Source organism: Oceanospirillum linum (assembly GCF_001995095.2).
GTDB classification, from domain to species: domain Bacteria; phylum Pseudomonadota; class Gammaproteobacteria; order Pseudomonadales; family Halomonadaceae; genus Oceanospirillum; species Oceanospirillum linum.
This window is the reverse complement of record NZ_MTSD02000002.1, coordinates 221,959-240,101: the sequence shown is the minus strand read 5'-3', so window position 1 is coordinate 240,101 and position 18,143 is coordinate 221,959. Positions and strand designations below refer to the sequence as shown.

12 protein-coding genes and 1 pseudogene are annotated in these 18,143 nt (G+C 53.4%); 9 read left to right on the top strand and 4 right to left on the bottom strand.

What is annotated here, in order from left to right:
- The first annotated feature begins 125 nt into the window (after window positions 1-125).
- The gene (locus BTA35_RS06185) at window positions 126-1,040 is read left to right on the top strand and encodes a bestrophin family protein (RefSeq protein WP_078318953.1); all 915 of its coding nucleotides are present in this window, start codon (window positions 126-128) and stop codon (window positions 1,038-1,040) included.
- 6 nt (window positions 1,041-1,046) lie between these two features.
- On the opposite strand, the gene BTA35_RS06180 is transcribed toward BTA35_RS06185, so the two are convergent.
- Entirely contained in the window at window positions 1,047-2,045 is a 999-nt protein-coding gene (locus BTA35_RS06180; protein WP_078318952.1) for a YeiH family protein, read from the bottom strand.
- A 287-nt stretch (window positions 2,046-2,332) separates the two neighbouring features.
- On the opposite strand from BTA35_RS06180, the gene BTA35_RS06175 reads away from it, so the two are divergent.
- From BTA35_RS06175 to modC, 8 genes and pseudogenes are all read left to right on the top strand, one after another.
- Entirely contained in the window at window positions 2,333-3,472 is a 1,140-nt protein-coding gene (locus BTA35_RS06175; RefSeq protein WP_160055045.1) for an efflux RND transporter periplasmic adaptor subunit, read from the top strand.
- Window position 3,473: 1 nt separating this feature from the next.
- Window positions 3,474-6,633: pseudogene (locus BTA35_RS06170) on the top strand (efflux RND transporter permease subunit).
- 101 nt (window positions 6,634-6,734) lie between these two features.
- The gene (locus BTA35_RS06165; protein WP_078318950.1) at window positions 6,735-7,592 is read left to right on the top strand and encodes a Rossmann-like fold-containing protein; all 858 of its coding nucleotides are present in this window, start codon (window positions 6,735-6,737) and stop codon (window positions 7,590-7,592) included.
- Window positions 7,593-7,918: 326 nt separating this feature from the next.
- Window positions 7,919-10,462, top strand: coding sequence for a nitrite reductase large subunit NirB (nirB, locus tag BTA35_RS06160; RefSeq protein WP_338013004.1), 2,544 nt, complete (start codon window positions 7,919-7,921; stop codon window positions 10,460-10,462).
- Window positions 10,463-10,537: 75 nt separating this feature from the next.
- Complete coding sequence (gene nirD, locus BTA35_RS06155) at window positions 10,538-10,900, top strand: nitrite reductase small subunit NirD (protein WP_078318949.1); 363 nt, start codon at window positions 10,538-10,540, stop codon at window positions 10,898-10,900.
- 126 nt (window positions 10,901-11,026) lie between these two features.
- On the top strand, window positions 11,027-11,887 hold the full coding sequence (gene modA / locus BTA35_RS06150) for a molybdate ABC transporter substrate-binding protein (protein WP_078318948.1): 861 nt from the start codon (window positions 11,027-11,029) through the stop codon (window positions 11,885-11,887).
- 46 nt (window positions 11,888-11,933) lie between these two features.
- Window positions 11,934-12,635, top strand: a complete 702-nt coding sequence (gene modB, locus BTA35_RS06145; RefSeq protein WP_078318947.1) for a molybdate ABC transporter permease subunit — start codon at window positions 11,934-11,936, stop codon at window positions 12,633-12,635.
- 6 nt (window positions 12,636-12,641) lie between these two features.
- Window positions 12,642-13,868 (top strand): molybdenum ABC transporter ATP-binding protein, encoded by a 1,227-nt coding sequence (gene modC / locus BTA35_RS06140; protein WP_078318946.1) that lies wholly within the window; start codon window positions 12,642-12,644, stop codon window positions 13,866-13,868.
- 8 nt (window positions 13,869-13,876) lie between these two features.
- Here the strand turns inward: modC and BTA35_RS18795 are convergent, their stop codons facing one another.
- The 3 genes from BTA35_RS18795 to BTA35_RS06130 all read right to left on the bottom strand — a co-directional run bounded on the left by BTA35_RS18795 (window position 13,877) and on the right by BTA35_RS06130 (window position 18,056).
- The gene (locus BTA35_RS18795) at window positions 13,877-14,812 is read right to left on the bottom strand and encodes a molybdopterin dinucleotide binding domain-containing protein (RefSeq protein WP_338013003.1); all 936 of its coding nucleotides are present in this window, start codon (window positions 14,810-14,812) and stop codon (window positions 13,877-13,879) included.
- 62 nt (window positions 14,813-14,874) lie between these two features.
- On the bottom strand, window positions 14,875-16,674 hold the full coding sequence (locus BTA35_RS18790; protein WP_338013002.1) for a molybdopterin-dependent oxidoreductase: 1,800 nt from the start codon (window positions 16,672-16,674) through the stop codon (window positions 14,875-14,877).
- A gap of 128 nt (window positions 16,675-16,802) precedes the next feature.
- Window positions 16,803-18,056, bottom strand: a complete 1,254-nt coding sequence (locus BTA35_RS06130) for an NAD(P)/FAD-dependent oxidoreductase (RefSeq protein WP_078318945.1) — start codon at window positions 18,054-18,056, stop codon at window positions 16,803-16,805.
- Window positions 18,057-18,143: the final 87 nt, after the last annotated feature.

The window sequence follows — 18,143 nt, the reverse complement described above, 5'->3', positions numbered from 1 at the left end:
TGGAGAGCCAAGGTACAGGATCTTTCCATTCGGTTAAACCCTGTTGTTTTGATGGCATAGGGCCGCCTCTTGTTTAGTGCTAAACTGCTGCCATTTTATGTTGCTGTCTATACTGAGGTGTTATTGTGATCATTCATAAAAGAGCTGGATTTCTTACTCTCTTATTTACCGTGCGCGGTTCTGTGGTTCCCCGTGTTTTACCACAGATGATCCTGTTGGCTCTTTTTTCAAGTGGTATCGTCTTTATTTACCAGTACCACACCTTTGAGCTACCGGAGTTCAGCCTGACACCCTTTACATTGCTGGGAATTGCCCTGTCGCTTTTTTTGGGGTTCCGCAATAACGCTGCTTATGATCGCTGGTGGGAAGGTCGGAAACTTTGGGGCAGCCTGGTGTATGAAACACGGGCAATTGGCCGGGCTACGGAGTTACTTCTGATGCCGGACAGTGCCCGTCGTCCTTTGCTCAAACTAACCGCAGCATTTTCTCATGCTATGTGTCAAAGCCTGCGCCCGGACTCTGATTCCGGCCCGGCCATCGCAAGTTTGCTGGATGCTAAAACCACATCAAAGCTGATGCAGTCAGCAAATCCAGCAGATGCAATTTTACGAGAGATGGCCCGAATTGTTGCTAAAGAACACGAGTTAAAGCGACTGGATACTATAGCCGTTAATATGCTGGATCAACACCTGACGGCACTGGCTGGAGTTCAGGCCGGGTTAGAGCGTTTAGCAAATACACCCATGCCGTTTGCTTTTACGTTATTGGCTCATCGCACGGCTTATATTTACTGCTTTTTATTACCATTAGGCTTGGTGGGTAATGCGCTTTGGTTGACGCCATTTTTTACAACTCTGGTGGCGTATTGTTTCTTTGGTTTGGACACCTTGTCAGAGGAGCTTGAATACCCATTTACCAAAGAAGGGGCAAACCATCTGCCTTTGGAAGCGATGTGTCGAGTGAATGAAATCTCAGTGGCGGAAGCTCTGGGTGAAAAGCCTCCTGTGCCACTGCAGCCGGTTAAGCATATTTTGAGCTAGCTATACTCAGGTATAGAGCACCAGATTCAGGCCTAAACCTGCACTTATTAAGAGTACAAACAGCAGGGCCGCAAGCAGAAGAGGCTTTAAGCCGGCCTCCCGCAATGTACTCCAGTGTGTGTTGTACCCCATGGCGGCCATCGCGATGGTCAGGCTGAACTGGCTGGTGAAGTGGATCACGTCATGGGCGGTTTCCGGTAGAGAAACCAGGCTGTTTGCCATAACCGCCAGTACGAAAAAAATAATGAAATAGGGAATGGTGATCGGTAGCTTTTTTGTATTGTTATCGGGGCTGGTCTGCTTATCTCTGAATAGCAGCATACCTAATGTAACCACCACAGGGGCAAGGCAGAGAACCCTAATCAGCTTGGTCATAATCGCTGTTTGCAAGGCTTCAGGGCTTATGGTTTGCCCGGCGGCCACGGCCTGGGCAACCTCATGCACGGTGCTACCGATAAAAATACCAAACTGTTCCGGCGCTATATGCAGTATGTTAAACAGAACCGGGTAAATAAGCAGGGACAGGCTGCCAAACAACACTACGGTTGCTACGGCAACGGAAACCTGACGGTGCCCGCCTTTGACAACAGGCTCTGTTGCCATAATTGCAGCAGCGCCGCATACAGCGCTGCCGACACTGGTCAGTACCGCTAGCTCCCGACTCATTCCCAAAAAGCGAATGCCGGCAGTAATACCCACTAAAAGTACCAAGCTAATGATGACCACATCGATCACAAACGCTTGCCAACCCAAAGCGGCAACTTGCTGAAAAGTCAGGCCAAAACCCAGTAAGATAATCCCCAGTCGCAGCAGTTTCTGCTGGCAGAAAAGACTGCCTCTGGAAGGCTGTGAGGCTGACTGGTTAAAACCTATGCTGCGGAAAAGAGCCCCTGAGATCATGCCGAGCAGGATAGCGAGTGGTAAGCTGCCAAGACCAAGCTCTATTAAAAAAGGGTGTTTGGCAAGTGTGATAGCAAGTAATGTGATGAGAAATAGAAAAGGCATAAATAACGCTCTGAGTCACAAAAAATTCAGGGTTATTATGTGCTCGTTTTTAAATCTGAAAAATGAATTAAATCTATTTTGTTAATCGATTTAATTGATAAGTAATATGGTTATTCATTTTTTGTCTGAGTTTGTTTTCCGGTATGTTTTCTTGTTATAAGAAAAATGGCAATAAAGGGCAAAAAAAAGAGATAAAGCCTGAGATGTTTGTCATGATTCACCTGAAACTTTTTTGAGCCAGCCCGTTCAGGGTTGGGCCTCTGCATCCCGATGGACGATTGCACCCAGTGAATATTAAACTTTCGCATGTTGCCGCAGCAGTTGCTGTTGTGGGCTTTGTAGGTTGGGCATTGACAGCCCGGATAGATACGGCACTGGCTGAAGCCCCTGAAGCTTCAGGGAACTCCAAGCCTGAGGTCACGTTGCCCCAGGTAGAGGTCCAGCTTTCGGAAGCCTCCCTCTATGACCGCGAAACAGTCCTTCAGGGGCAGATTGAACCGTGGCGTCGTGTTCAGCTTAGGGCTCAGGTGTCGGGAACTGTGGAGTCGCTACTGGTACAGCAGGGTGCCCGGGTCTCACAGGGGGAGCCTCTTATTCGGTTGTCCGGGAGTGAATATCAGGCTCAGTTACATAGCGCTAAGGCCAGTGTGCGCCTGAAAGAAGCTGAGTTAAAAGGCGCCCGTAAGCTCTATAAAACCAACCTGCAAACTGAGACTGCCGTTCTGAGCCTTGAAAGTGAACTGGAAAGTGCGCGTTCAGGCCTGGTTCTGGCTCAGCAGCAGTTGGATCATGTTGTACCAAAAGCCCCTTTTGATGGTGTCGTCGATCAGCTGGATGCAGAGCTTGGGCAATACATGACACCAGGTGAGGAGTGGGGGTTGCTGGTAAATATTGATCGCCTGAAGGTCACCGCTCAGGTGCCGCAGCAGGATGTGATTCATGTGGCTGTAGGCCAGCGGGTTGAAGTCGCATTATTAGATGGGCGTCAGCTGGAGGGTTCTGTCAGTTTTGTGGCCAGCGCTGCGGACCCCTCAACCCGAGGTTTTCCTATTGAAGTGGCACTGGAAAACCCTGATCAGCTTCGGATCGCAGGTGCCAGTGCGACATTGAATATTCATCTGGGAAGTGTACCTGCCCATAAACTATCGCCGGCATTGCTTAGTTTGAATGAAAAAGGTGAACTGGGGGTTAAGTGGGTCGATGCACAGAATAAAGTGGTGTTTGCCCCGGTTAGTCTCCTGAGTACCGGTACAGATGGAGCCTGGATCACAGGGCTACCGGATAAAGTGTCGGTTATCAGTCTGGGCGGAGGCTTTGTTCACCATGGCCAGACGGTTTCTGTGGTGAATATTTCCGGTACCGATACCCCCGTCACCGACTACAGCCGTGATGATTCTGAGCTTGTGATTGCGCGCGGAGCAAACTGATATGGAAACCCTGATTCGGGCGGCGATGAATCGAAGCCGGGCCACGCTTTTTGTTCTGATTATGTTGGTCGTTGGTGGTATTGCGTCCTATCAGACGATTCCAAAGGAAGCCAATCCTGACGTTACCATTCCCATTATCTATATTTCTATGACCCTGAGTGGCATTAGTCCGGCGGATTCCGAGCGCCTTTTGGCCCGCCCCATGGAGCAGGAGCTGCGTTCACTGGAAGGCATTAAGAAGATGACCGCCATCGCAGGAGAAGGTCATGCTTCCGTCACTTTGGAGTTTGATGCTGGCTTTGACCCAAAAACGGCACTGCAGGACGTCCGGGAAAAGGTTGATAGTGCTCAATCAAAACTTCCTGCAGAAGCGGATGAAGCGACGGTGCATGAGATCAACGTGGCGCTCTTTCCGGTGATGTCTGTGGGGTTATCCGGCCCCGTCAACCAGAAGCAGCTGATTTATATCGCCCGCCGTCTGCAGCAGGAGCTGGAGGGTATTCCGGAAATCCTTGAGGTTGATATCGCAGGCGACCGGGAAGACCTGCTGGAGATCGTGGTGGACCCTCAGGCGATGGACAGCTATAACCTGGATTACGCCGATCTTTACGCCCTGGTGAGTAACAACAATCAGCTGGTGGCCGCCGGAAGCCTGGATACCGGTGCTGGCCGCATGACCCTGAAGATTCCCGGGGTGATCGAACATCTTGAAGATGTGATGAATATGCCGATCAAGGTTTCCGGCCAGACGGTGGTGACCTTTAAAGAGGTGGCGACGATCCGTCGCACCTTTACCGATCCGGAAGGGTTTGCCCGAATTAATGGTCAGCCTGGGGTCGTGCTGGAGATTAAGAAGCGCGCCGGAGCCAATATTATCAATACCGTTGATAAAGTGCGGGCGCTATTTAAAGCGGCAGAACCTCAATTACCGAAAGATTTGCAGGTGCGCTATCTGATGGATCAGTCCTCAGAAGTGAAGAGCATGCTATCGGATCTGCTCAATAATGTGATGACCGCTGTTATTCTGGTTCTGATTATTATGCTGGCGGCGATGGGTGCCCGTGCTGCTTTTCTGGTGGGACTGACGATTCCCGGAGCCTTCCTGACCGGGATTCTGGTGGTGTCATCCCTGGGCTTTACCATGAACATTATTGTTCTTTTCTCTTTAATCCTGGTGGCGGGGATGCTGGTGGATGGAGCCATTGTGGTATCAGAACTGGCAGACCGTCATCAAAAAGAAGGTTTTTCACGTAACGATGCCTGGGCCCATGCCGCCAGCCGTATGGCATGGCCGATTATCGCTTCGACCCTGACCACCATTATGGTCTTTCTGCCCTTACTCTTCTGGCCGGGAGTGATGGGAGAGTTTATGCAATATCTGCCGGCAACCGTCATGATCTGCCTGTTTGCTTCATTGGCGATGGCGCTGATCTTTTTGCCGGTGATGGGCAAGGTCTTCGGTAGACGGGAATCGCTGGATAGGGATAAGCGTCCTACGGTTAGTGATATCGATATGAATCATGCTCAGAATCAGTCCGGTGGCGGTAAGGTTTATCGCCGTATTCTGAATCTTTGCCTGCGCTTTCCCGCGAGCACCCTGGTGCTGATGCTGGTACTGATGGGCGCAATCTATGCGGCCTACGGCAAGTTTAACCACGGCATGGAATTTTTCCCTGATGTTGAGCCTGAATCGGCCCAGCTTCAGGTGCGTACTCTGGGGGATTTTTCTGTTTATGAGAAAGATGCCCTGCTGCAGCGAATTGAAAACCGTTTGTATGGTATGCCAGAGGTGGAGGCGATGTATGCCCGCTCCTTTGCAGCGGCGGGTGGCCAACTGGCGGAAGATGTGATCGGTGTGATTCAGTTCCGCTTTACCGACTGGGAGGCACGGCGACCGGCGAACCTGATATTGGATGAGATGCGTGAGCGCACTCAGGATATTCCCGGCGTGATTCTGGAGTTCCGTAAGCAGGAAGGTGGCCCCCCATCCGGTAAGCCGGTTGAGCTGCGTATCAGTGGCAATGATCCTGAGGAGATTAACGCAGCGGTGGCTCAGATCCGTCAGATGATGGATGAGTTGGGTGGTTTTGCCGATGTGAACGATGATCGGGCGCTACCGGGTATTGAGTGGCGCTTTGAAGTGGATCGGGCTAAAGCCGCTCAATATGGTGCAACGATATCCAGTGTGGGTAATGCGGTTCAGCTGGTCAGTAACGGCCTGAAACTGGCAAGTTACCGACCTGAGGATGCCAGTGATGAGGTGGATATCCGTATTCGCCTGCCGGAGTATGCCCGTACTCTGGACCAGTTGAATCGACAGAGTCTTAACACCCCCTACGGTCAGGTTCCTCTGAGTAACTTTGTCACCCTGACCCCGGCCCCTAAGACCGGTATTTTGCGTCGCCTGGATGGCAAACGTACGATTACCATCTCCGGTGATGTGGCTGAAGGTGAGCAAGTGAACGAGCGCCTGATTGCCCTGAAGGGACGCTTGGATGAGTTGCCGGATACCGTATCCGTGACCTTTGGCGGTGAAGATGCCGATCAGCAAGAATCTATGGTCTTTCTGATGGGGGCTTTTTTAGTGGCCATCCTGCTGATGATGCTGATTCTGATTATTCAGTTCAACAGCATCTATCAGACCCTGCTGGTGTTATCTGCCATTATTTTCTCAACGGCAGGTGTTCTGCTGGGGCTTTTGATTAACGGTCAGGCTTTCGGTGTTGTGATGGTAGGTATGGGCATTATTGCCCTGGCTGGCATTGTGGTGAATAACAATATTGTATTGATCGATACCTATAACCGTATTCGTGCCGGAGGTCTGGGAGCATTTGAAGCGGCGCTGGAAACCGGGTGTATGCGTTTGCGACCGGTGCTACTTACCGCTTTGACGACGGTGCTGGGCCTGATGCCGATGGTGTTAGGTGTGAATGTCAATCTGGTGGAGCATAGTCTGGGTTGGGGGGGCTCCATCGACCCAATGGTGGACCCAGCTCTCCAGCGCCATTGCCGGTGGTTTGACCTTTGCCACGGTTCTGACCCTGTTACTGACCCCTTGTATGCTGGTGTTAGGTGATGGCTTTGCGGAGAACCGTGTTTTCAGACTGTTCCGCAGACTTGTTTCACGAAAAAACACAAAAACGATAACCTCATCGCATTAGGGGGGGGTTGTCGAATCCGATAACTGATAGAATCCCGCCTTTTTCAGGTGTCCGGTTCTCCATTTTTATCGGATGCCTTGGCTGTTCTGCAAGGGCTTTTCATGTATCTCGATCCAAACTGGCGCATTCTTACCGTAGGGGATGGCGATCTCTCCTTTTCACTGTCACTGAACCAGATGCAGGCACAGACGGCTGGCTGTCAGGGCTCGGTCACCGCCAGTGTATTGGATCAGCAGGGGGAGCTGCTCGCCAAATATCAGGATTGTGCTTTTTTTGAGCTGAAACAGCAGGGTAGTGAGGTGGTCACTGGTCTGGATATCACCAGCAGTGCGACCTGGCCCGAGAGTTTGAAAGGCCGCTTTGATGCGCTGATTTTTCAGTTTCCCCTGATTCCTTCCTTTACCAGTAAAGCAGAGTTTGAACAGGCCGGTGGCCTGACCACCAATCTGCTGAATCGCCGCCTGCTGCGCCTCTATCTGCAACACGCCTTCAGCTTCTTTCTTGACCCTGATGGCGCACAGCTGGCGTTGATCAGCTCCAAAGACCTGAAACCCTACAGTCAGTGGGATCTGGAGTGCGGTATCCATCTTGGACTGGAGTATCAGGGCAAGCCGGTTGAACTGCTGGGCATGTGCCCGTTTCAGCAAAGTGCTTTTGAGGGTTACCGGATTCGTAACGTGGATCGTGATAAACAGATTCGAGGCACCAAAGGAACCACTTACTACTGGAGTGTAACGCCTGGGGCTTCCCACCCGGATCAGCAGCTGATGGAACAGCTCACGCCGCCAACGCATCCCGTGGGAGAACCGGTATCTGAGCACTACTGCAACTGGTGCAAAACCGGGCCTTTTGCCTCACCGGAAGACCGTCAGGGACACCTTGAATCCCGCCGTCACCGCAATATGCAGGCGCTGGATGATGACTGGCGGGCGTTTTTGCGGGCTCGTTACAAAGTCTAAAACGCATAACCGGGGCAGAATAGTGCGGCAGCGCACCAGTCTGGGGCGGTTTCGCTGGCTCAGAGGGGGGGTGAAACCCTCAAAATAATATCTAGCTATCTGATTTAAAAGGCTTTTTCAAAAACTGGTACAAGCCGTGCAATTAGGTAAGACAAAAGCAGCCGATCTTCTGTGCAGTTGACTGAACAGAAACAGGCCGCATAAAAACTGAATCTACCTTATTGAACAAAGGCGTTCATCTCACATGGTTTCATGTGCTGATGAGCGCTTTTTTTTTGCCTGCTGTTTGGTCTTAGACCTGGCAGCACGAAAAAAGGCGGGACGTGATGATGAACACAGCGCATACAACGACAGATCAGACAAAGAAAGCGGCTTTTAAGGTTCTTGTGGTGGGTAACGGTATGGTGGGCCACCATTTTGTTGAATCCCTGCTGGAGCAGACCCAGGCGTTAGCCGTTAAGAACCTTGACCTCACTGTTTTCGGTGAAGAGCCCCATCGTGCCTATGACCGTGTTCATCTCTCCGAGTATTTCACCGGTAAAGATGCTGAGTCACTGGCCCTGTGTGAGCCGGAGTTCTATCAGGCGCAGGGTGTTCACTTTTATCCCGGTGAGAAGGTGATGACAATCGACCGGGCGGGCAAAAAGGTGACCACAGATAAGGGTCGTAGCTACGCCTATGATGCACTGGTGCTGGCAACGGGCTCCTTCCCGTTTGTACCGCCCATTCCCGGTCACGATCGTGACGCCTGCCTTGTTTATCGGACACTGGAAGATCTGGATCAGATCCGGGATTACGCCGGAGATGGGCGTAAAGGGGTGGTCATCGGCGGAGGTCTTTTGGGCCTGGAAGCGGCTAATGCCCTGCGTGAACTTGACCTGGAAACCCATGTGGTGGAGTTTGCGCCTCGGCTGATGCCGGTTCAGCTGGATGCTGAAGGGGGTGCCGCTCTGAAACAGCGTATTACGGACCTGGGGGTTCAGGTACATACCGGTATGCAAACCCAGGATATTGTGGCTGGTGACGTGTGCCGCCATCGGATGAACTTTGCCGATGGATCCCATCTGGAAACGGATCTGATCGTTTTCTCTGCCGGTATTCGCCCCCAGGATGAGCTGGCCCGAAGCTCCGGTCTGACGGTGGGGGAGCGCGGCGGTATTGAGATCAATTCAGAGTGCCTGACCTCCGATCCTTCGATTCTGGCAATCGGGGAGTGTGCACTCTGGGGCGGCCAGGTTTTCGGTTTGGTTGCGCCAGGCTATCAGATGGCGAAGGTCGCGGCTCACCATCTGCTGGATCAGCTTGTACCGGCGGGTACGCTGACGCCGGATGCACCAACGTTCACCGGTGCGGATATGAGCACCAAGCTGAAGCTTCTGGGGGTGGATGTGGGCTCCGTTGGTGATGCCCACGCCCGTACTCCAGGGGCGAAAACCTACCGTTATCAGGATGAAGATGCTCAGGTGTATCGCAAAATTGTGGTTTCTGAGAACAAAAAAGAGCTGTTGGGTGCTGTGCTGGTCGGGGACAACAGTCGTTACGACACCCTGTTGCAGTACGCCCTGAATGGTATCGAACTACCGGCGGAACCCGCTGGGCTGATTCTGCCGGAGACCTCCGGTGGGGCCCCGATGTTGGGTGTGGATGCGCTGCCGGATAGCGCCAGTATCTGTTCCTGCCTGAATGTGACCAAAGGTCAGATTACCGATGCCGTGGCTTCCGGCTGCTGCTCGGTAGCGGAAGTCAAAGATGCGACCAAAGCCAGCACCGGTTGTGGCGGGTGTGCGGCCTTGCTGAAAGATGTGGTAAACGCCGAGCTTACGAACCAAGGCATCGAGGTGAATACTGATCTTTGTGAGCACTTCGCTTATACCCGTCAGGAACTGTTTCATCTGATCCGGGTAGGCGGTATCAAAACCTTTGATGAGTTGCTGGAAAAACACGGTAAAGGCTTAGGGTGTGAGATCTGCAAGCCGACTGCGGGCTCCATTCTGGCCTCGGTCTGGAACGAGCATGTTCTGGAATCCCCCCACGTCAGTCTGCAGGACACCAACGACGCCTTTATGGCCAATATGCAGAAAGACGGTACTTATTCTGTGGTCCCCCGTATCGCCGGTGGTGAGATCACACCGGACAAGCTGATTGTGATTGGTGAAGTTGCCCGAGACTTTAATCTATACACCAAGATTACCGGTGGTCAGCGGGTAGACCTGTTTGGTGCCCGTCTGGAACAGCTGCCCCCGATCTGGAAACGTTTGGTGGACGCGGGCTTTGAAACCGGTCATGCCTACGGAAAGTCTCTGCGCACCGTAAAATCCTGTGTCGGTAGTACCTGGTGCCGTTATGGCGTGCAGGATAGTGTCGGTATGGCGATTTTACTGGAAGAGCGCTACAAGGGGCTTCGCGCGCCCCATAAAATCAAGTTAGCGGTCTCCGGCTGTACACGGGAGTGCGCAGAGGCTCAGAGTAAAGATTTTGGTGTTATCGCCACGGAAAATGGCTGGAATCTTTATACCTGCGGTAACGGTGGGATGAAGCCCCGCCATGGAGACCTGTTCGCCACCGATCTGAGCGATGATGAGCTGATTCGTATTATTGATCGCCTGATGATGTTCTATGTACACACAGCTGACCGTCTGCAGCGCACGGCACGCTGGATGGAAAATATGGAGGGTGGTCTGGACTATCTGCAGAGCGTGGTTCTGAAGGACAGTCTGGGTATTGCAGAGACTCTGGAGGCGGATATGCAGCGCGTGGTGGATCGCTATCAGTGTGAATGGAAGAGCACACTGGAGAATCCGGAAAAACTGAAACGTTTCCGCCCGTTTGTAAACAGTGGTGTGGCGGACCCCCCATATTCAGTTTGTTGAGGAGCGTCAGCAGATACGCCCCGCCCGCCCGGAAGAAAAAGTAACCCGGTTAATTCCCGTTGAGGAGGTTGCATCATGATTGAAGTTCATAACAGTGCTCTATGGCAAACGCTTTGTAAGACCGGTGACCTGGTGGCCAACTCCGGGGTGGCTGCTTTGCTGCCATCACCCTGCGGTACCAATGCGATACAGGTCGCCCTGTTTTGGTTGCCGGCGATGAACCGGGTTTATGCGGTGGAAAACTATGACCCCCTGAGCGATACCTTTCTCAACGCCAGAGGGTTAATTGGAGACCGCCATGGAGAGCCTTTTTTGGCGACACCCCTTTATAAGCATCATTACCGGTTAAGCGACGGCGTTTGTCTGGAGGATAGTAAGATCAGCCTTAAAACCTGGGCTGCAAAGATTGAGCACGGAGAGGTCCGGCTTAAGGTTTAGATGCGATAACATCTGTGAGTAACACAATAACCCGCAATAATCCGCAAGAGCCGGTATCGATCAGAGATCCGGCTTTTCTGATCATCTGTAACAAGATCAACCCTGTTCCATTGAGAGAGGCCCATCATGATCAGTATTTTGGCTCAACAGGGTATTCGCGATCTGCCGTATCGTTTCCATAACTTCGGCGCTCTCTTGGGTGTTCTGACGACGCTGGTGCTGCTTTTTAGCTCGCCAGCCCATGCTGCTGAGGTTCGGGTTGCGGTTGCGTCGAATTTTCTCAGTACGCTTCAGCAGCTGGCAGCGGTTTATCACAATCAACAGAGTGACCGTCTGATGATTATCAGTGGTTCCAGTGGTGGCCTTTATGCCCAGATCCGTCATGGTGCCCCTTACGACCTGTTTCTGTCAGCGGATCAGAATCGCCCCGAACGTCTGGAGAAGGAGGGGGTTATTCTCCCCGGTTCCCGCCGTACCTATGCCAGAGGGCTACTGGCGCTCTGGTCCGATGATCCTTTACAGGTGGATCGGGAGGGTGCCGTGCTGCACTCGGGGACGTTTCAGCACCTGTCGCTACCCAATCCGGTTAATGCTCCTTATGGTCTGGCGGCCCAGCAGCTGCTGAGCAAGAAGGGGCTCTGGCGGACGCTGGAGGCTCAAAAGCGGCTTATTCGCACCGGTAACGTCCGTCAGACCCTGTTTCAGGTGGTCTCAGGGGCTGCGCCTATGGGCTTTATTGCTCTCTCCCAGGCGCACCATCCGGTTATTGCGGGTAAGGGTTCCCTTTGGGTCCCTGACCCTTCACTTTACCCGCCGATTATTCAGCAGGGGGTGGTGCTGGCGCGCAGTCAGCAGCCTCAAGCGGCCCTCCGTTTTATGCACTGGCTACAAAGCCAGCAGGCCCGTGCGCTAATCGCGGCTTCAGGCTATCAGGTTGGTCTGAGAGACCTGTTGCTGGCGGGCGGTTTCCCTAAGGCCGCATGGTAATGCTGCTTTTTGCTGAAAAGCGCGGTGCCGGGAGGCGGTGTTTGTTATGGTTCTGAGTGCTACGGTGTTGAGCCCCCAGGATCTGAATGCGTTGTGGCTAACCATTAAGCTGGCGGTGATCAGTACCGGGCTGTTATTGATGTTATCGGCGCCTTTGGCCTGGTGGCTGGCCCATAGCCGCTCTGGGCTTAAGGTACTGATCGAAGCCCTGGTCACGCTGCCGATGGTTTTACCTCCGACGGTGATGGGCTTTTATCTTCTGATGTTGTTAGGGCCGGAGGGCTGGTTGGGGCGGGCTCTGGAGCAATGGGGAATCGGGCACCTGGCATTCAGCTTTAGCGGTATGGTGCTGGCGTCGATGATCTTCTCGCTACCCTTTGTGGTACCGCCGATGCAGAATGCTTTTGCCAGCGCCGGAGGTCGTATGCTTGAGCTGGCGGCGACCCTGGGAGCCAGCCGGATGGATGCTTTCCTGCATGTAGTGCTGCCTCTGTCGCGCCGCGGGGTTCTCAGCGCTGGCGTGCTCTCCTTTGCCCATACGCTGGGTGAGTTTGGCATGATTCTGATGATTGGCGGCAATATACCCGGCAGTACACAGGTTGCCTCTATTGCCATCTATGATCATGTGGAATCGATGAATTATGCCGCCGCCCACAGTCTGTCACTGGTGCTGATTCTGCTGTCGTTACTGTTGCTGGTGTTGGTGTTTGCACTGAATCGCCGTTTTACTCCTCAGATGGCAGGATAAAACTCTATGACGATATCCTGTCGGATCAACCTGCAACGAGCCGCATTCTGTCTGCAGGCAGACTTTGAACTGCCCGTGAATAGCGGTGTTACGGTTTTGTTTGGCCGTTCCGGCTGCGGTAAAACCAGCCTGCTCAGAGCCATAGCCGGACTTGAACCGGAGACGGTCGGAGAGATTCGTGTTAACGGACAGTCCTGGCTGAATGGCGGGCAGACGATGCCTGTGCAGCATCGCTCCCTGGGCTATGTGTTTCAGGAAGCGAGTCTTTTCCCCCATCTGAATGTGCGCAGAAACCTCCTGTTTGGTTTTCAACGGATACCAGATCAGAGGCGTCGGATTTCACCGGATGAGCTGATTGCGCTGTTGCAGCTTGAGTCTCTGCTTGATCGTTATCCGGCAGAGCTTTCCGGCGGTCAGCGCCAACGGATTGCCATTGCTGCTGCGCTGCTGACCAATCCTGACCTGCTGTTAATGGATGAACCCTTGGCGGCGTTGGATAACACCAGTAAAGGTGAGATCTTGCCCTATCTGAACCGACTGTGTAGTCGTTTTAGTCTGCCCATTATCTACGTGACTCACTCTCTTGAAGAAGCCGTTGTACTGGGAGACCAGATGTTGCTGATGGAGGCTGGGCAGATCATAGCGAGAGGGGCTATCTCAGAGCTTTTGCACCGCACTGAACTGCCGGGTATGCAGGGAGAGACGATACCCAATCTGTTAGATGCCGTTGTTGAACCGGCGGCAGAATCTGCACTACAACCTGATTCACAACAGGATCTGGAGGCTGGTTCGATGCCTCATGTCACGATGAGGCTGAAAGGCACTTCTCAGTTGCTCTGCGTTACCCCGGACAGGGATTGGCCGCTAGAAGAGGGTGAGATCAGGGAGGAAGTCCGGTTGCGGATCGAAGCCCGGGATCTGATTCTGTCGCACCATCGTCTTGAAGGCACCAGTTGTGAGAATCAGCTGGCGGTACGGATCGATAAAATAGCCGTTGAATCACCGCAGGATGATATGTTATTGCAGCAGGCGGGGGCTTGTTACCGCGTTACTCTGAGTCTTGCGTTCTCAGCTTCTGACTCTCTGCCTGATTCTGTAGGCTCTGTCACGGATGCTTTCGTGTACCCAGCCCAGAAACTGTTGCTGCGCTTAACGCAACAACAGATTCACAGGATGCAGCTCAGAGAGGGGCAGGACGCCTGGGTGCTGGTTAATAAAATCAGCCTGCTCTGATTTCAATGTCAGGCGGCGTCGGTTGTCTGCTCTGTTGATGTCGCCTTCTGCTCATTCACTAGCGCCTTAAGCTCGGGAATACAGGAACCGCAGTTGGTGCCGCATTTAAGCTGTTTGCCCAGTGATTCAGCACTGTCGCAGCCTTCCGTAATTGCCTGGCGGATCGCATTTTCGCCCACCTGAAAACAAGCACATACGGTTTTACCCTGAGCGTTACCTTCACTCTGGCGGCCTGAGAGCAGGGCCAGTCGTTCCTCCGGGTTAACCGGTTGCCCGATCAGGCTATTGATCCACTCCCGATCCGGCAGGTGGTTCATTTCACCGGCGCAGATCAGCACCTGTTGCAGAATATCGCCCTTAAAGCAGGCGGCACGGTAGATATCCTGAGCCGGGTCTTCGTAGTGCAGCCAGTCGCCCTCCGTCTGCAGGTGCTGCTGCCAGAGCGGGGTATTCTGTAACTCGGATGAGTGGGCTACTTCAAAGCAATCACCCTGATTCAGTGGGATTCTGCTCCAGTAATCCAGCTCATGGGGAAACTCGCCGGTCTTTAGCGATGGCGTAGCTGTACTCATACCTGTACCGGTCGCTGCAGTTTGATGCTGCAGAACCATAAAGCCAAAACTACGCATGCGGGTTGTCTCAACCTGAACCGGAGCATGTTTCGACTCAGGCTGGCCGGAAACCGGATCGGTTAAGGCGTTAACCAGACTGTCGATCTTGCCCGCCTTGGTATAGCGGTTATTCCAGTGGATCGGTGCAAACAGTGAACCCTGTTTCAGTTGATGGCTGATCTTTACCCGTCCCAGAAACTCTCCCTGACGCCCCTGCAGGCGGATCAGCTGGTTCTGCTCCAGCCCCAGGCGATGGGCGTCTCCCGTTTCAACTTCGACAAAGGGCTCGCTGATATGGGCCATCAATCGCGGGCTACGGGCGGTTCGGGTCATGGTATGCCACTGATCCCGCACCCGGCCGGTATTGAGAATAAAGGGGTAGTCTTTGTCGGGTGCTAAGGCCGGTTTTTGAGGGGTGATACGGATAAAGCGCGCTTTGCCCGAGGGGGTAAAAAACGCTGGTCGGTAAACAGCCGTGGTGTACCCAGCGGATGTGCGCTGTTTATCGGCCACTGCACCGGCTTCAACGCCCTGTATGCGTCATCATCAAGGGATGCCAGCAGGCTGATATCAAAATCCCGTGCCCCCGGTTGTCCGTGAAGATTCTCAAAACCGGATAAGGCGGCATGTTCCCGGAAAATATCCGCAGGGGAGGCATAGTTAAATGCATCTTGATATCCCATACGTTGAGCAACCTGAGAGATCAGCCACCAGTCCGGCTGAATATCCCCTTCAGGTTTTGTAAAAGCCCGCTGGCGGGAGATGCACCGTTCTGAATTGGTTACGGTGCCGTCTTTTTCACTCCAGCCTGCAGCGGGAAGTACGACATCGGCATAATCCAGCGTCTCGGCATCTTCAAAACACTCCGATACCACCACCAGTGGGCAGGCTTTTAGCGCCCGTTCAATCTGCTCGGTATCCGGCAGACTCACAACAGGGTTGGTGGCCATAATCCAGATCGCTTTAATCTGGCCGGATTCCACCGCTTTAAACAGGTCAACGGCTTTCATACCCGGTTGGGTTGCCATCCGACGACTGTTCCAGAAACGTCCCACCCGGTCGATGCTTTCCGGGGTGAAATCCATATGGGCTGCCAGCTGATTGGATAAACCACCAACCTCACGGCCACCCATGGCATTGGGCTGGCCGGTCATAGAGAAAGGCCCCATACCCGGTGCGCCGATACGCCCTGTTGCCAGATGGCAGTTGATTATACTGTTGCACTTATCCACGCCGGTGGTGGACTGATTGACCCCTTGAGAATAGAGGGTTACGGTGCGCTGATGCTGGGCGTACAGCTCAAAGAAACGGGCAATGTTCGCTTCGGCAACGCCGGTTGTCCGGGCGGTATCCTTAATAGGGTCGGGAAACTCAAGGCAGACCTGTGCCAATGTTTGTTCTGCGTTTTCGGTATGGTGACGGATAAAATCCTTGTCCAGACCGTTGTTTTGGGCAAGATAAGCCAGTAAGCCGTTAAACAGAAAGGCATCGGTTCCGGGGTCGATATCCAGATAAAGATCTGCTTCATCACAGGTGGCGGTCTGCCGCGGATCGATAACAACGGTCAAGAGGCCAGAACGCTGCTGTTTGGCGTGGCTCAGTCGCTGATAGGCAACGGGATGTGTCCAGGCGGCGTTGGAGCCGACCAGAATCACCAGGTCCGCCAGCTCAATATCTTCATAACTGCAGGGCACACTGTCACTGCCAAAGGCGCGTTTATAGGCTGCAACCGCAGAGGACATGCAGAGCCGGGAGTTGGTGTCGATATTGCCACTGCCGATAAAGCCCTTCATCAGCTTGTTGGCCACATAGTAGTCTTCGGTCAGTAACTGGCCGGAGACATAAAAGGCCACGGCGTCCGGGCCATGCTCATCTATCGTTTGTCTGAAGCCATCGGCAACCCGATCCAGTGCCTGACCCAGTGCCACGGGCTGCTGATCGATCAGCGCCCTTTGCAGACGACCCTCCATACCCAATGTTTCATGCAGGGCTGAGCCTTTAACACAGAGACGGCCCTGGTTGGCGGGATGGTCCTGTGTCCCCTTAACAGGGTTGATGCTTTCGTCTGTACCGGACAGGTCAACACCACAACCGACACCGCAGTATGGGCAGGTGGTACTGGTTTGCCACGGGCCGGCTCCGGTTTCCGCTATCGCTGAAGGGGTAATATCCACGGATGGGATCGATTTACGCATAGCCGTTCTCCATGTTTTTCCCGGATATCGTCAGGGTTCCGGTCATCAATAAGGTGAGCAATAAAAAGCCGGACAGACCCGTGATTACGGGGTGGCGGCCTGGTCTGTCAGGTGTAAAGGGTTTCCGTTCAAGCCGCCACCGAGGACGGCGGTAAGTGGTGATCCAGGGTGCCAAACAGGAGTTGCTGACGAATATCCGAGGTGTCGGTGTGGTTCTGCATCAGGTCGAACAGAGTGTTGCCCTCACGGATATCACCGTAAAGTAAAATCCCTGTGATGCGGTTGTCGCGCATGATCAGGCGGCGATAGTGTTGTTGAGCCGGGTCGTTCCAGCAGAGTACCTCCGCGCCTTTTGGCGGGGTGACGTCACCGGCAGAGAAAAGGTCAATACCGGATATTTTCAGGCGGGTGGCACTCCGGGTACCGGAATAAATGGATTTAGGCGTATCCGGACGATGATGCTGGTTCGCCAGATTCTGCCCCAGAATCTCAGCCTGCTCCCAAACCGGAGCAACCAGCCCGTAGCATTCGCCTCTGTGCTGACAACACTCTCCCAAAGCAAAAATATGCCGGTCTGTGGTTTGTAGCTGATCATTGACCAGAATGCCTCGTTCATAATCCAGACCTGCTGTTTTAGCCAGAGTGATCTCCGGCGTGATACCGGCTGCGGTGATCAGAAGATCGCAGGGTAGAAGGCTGCCATCATCCAGCAGCAACTGATGCACTCGCCCCTCTGACCCATAAACGTCTTTTATCTGACAGTTGAGGCGAAAGTGGATCTCCCGTTTTTCCAGCTCCCGCTGCAGATAACCGGCGGATACCTTGTCCAGCTGGCGATTGAGTATCCAGCCACTCCGGTGCAGCAAGGTGGTTTGCATCCCTTTTTTAGCCAGTCCCGCCGCAGCCTCAAGGCCCAGCAGGCCACCACCGACAATCACGGCATGATGGTAGGTTTTAGCGGTGTCTTGCATCCGGTGGACATCATCCAGCGTCCGAAAGCCCATAATGCCGTCAAGGCTCTCGTTGGGCAGACGTAATGATGCCGGTTTGGAGCCGGTGGCCAGAATCAGTTGATCGTATTCAACGTGCTGGCCGGAATAGCAGATCACCCTTTTTTGCTCCCGGTCGATGGCGATTGCCGGATCGGACAGATGCAGGTCTATGTTGTGCTCCCGGTACCACTTGAGGGGGTTAAGTACGATATCTTTGAAATGGGTTTCGTCCGCCAGCAAAGGTGACAGCATGATGCGGTTGTAGTTGGGATGGGCTTCTTCACCGATCACCGTGATATCAAAAAAGGCATCCCCCTGATGGGCCATCAGAGACTCCAGTGCTTTGATCCCTGCCATACCGTTGCCGACGACCACCAGTTTCTGCTTCATCTGTGCCACCCTTTCTTACCCTTCGGGTTTTTCTTCAGGCATAAAAAAAGGCGCTCATTAACCGGTTTTAAACCCGTAAATGAACGC

Excerpts from the sequence above, each read along its gene's own strand:
- BTA35_RS06180 (WP_078318952.1), bottom strand. The coding sequence starts at position 2,045 with ATGCCTTTTCTATTTCTCATCACATTACTTGCTATCACACTTGCCAAA.
- BTA35_RS06165 (WP_078318950.1), top strand. The coding sequence starts at position 6,735 with ATGTATCTCGATCCAAACTGGCGCATTCTTACCGTAGGGGATGGCGAT.
- nirB (WP_338013004.1), top strand. The coding sequence starts at position 7,919 with ATGATGAACACAGCGCATACAACGACAGATCAGACAAAGAAAGCGGCT.
- nirD (WP_078318949.1), top strand. The coding sequence starts at position 10,538 with ATGATTGAAGTTCATAACAGTGCTCTATGGCAAACGCTTTGTAAGACC.
- modA (WP_078318948.1), top strand. The coding sequence starts at position 11,027 with ATGATCAGTATTTTGGCTCAACAGGGTATTCGCGATCTGCCGTATCGT.
- modB (WP_078318947.1), top strand. The coding sequence starts at position 11,934 with ATGGTTCTGAGTGCTACGGTGTTGAGCCCCCAGGATCTGAATGCGTTG.
- modC (WP_078318946.1), top strand. The coding sequence starts at position 12,642 with ATGACGATATCCTGTCGGATCAACCTGCAACGAGCCGCATTCTGTCTG.
- BTA35_RS18795 (WP_338013003.1), bottom strand. The coding sequence starts at position 14,812 with ATGACCCGAACCGCCCGTAGCCCGCGATTGATGGCCCATATCAGCGAG.
- BTA35_RS18790 (WP_338013002.1), bottom strand. The coding sequence starts at position 16,674 with ATGCGTAAATCGATCCCATCCGTGGATATTACCCCTTCAGCGATAGCG.
- BTA35_RS06130 (WP_078318945.1), bottom strand. The coding sequence starts at position 18,056 with ATGAAGCAGAAACTGGTGGTCGTCGGCAACGGTATGGCAGGGATCAAA.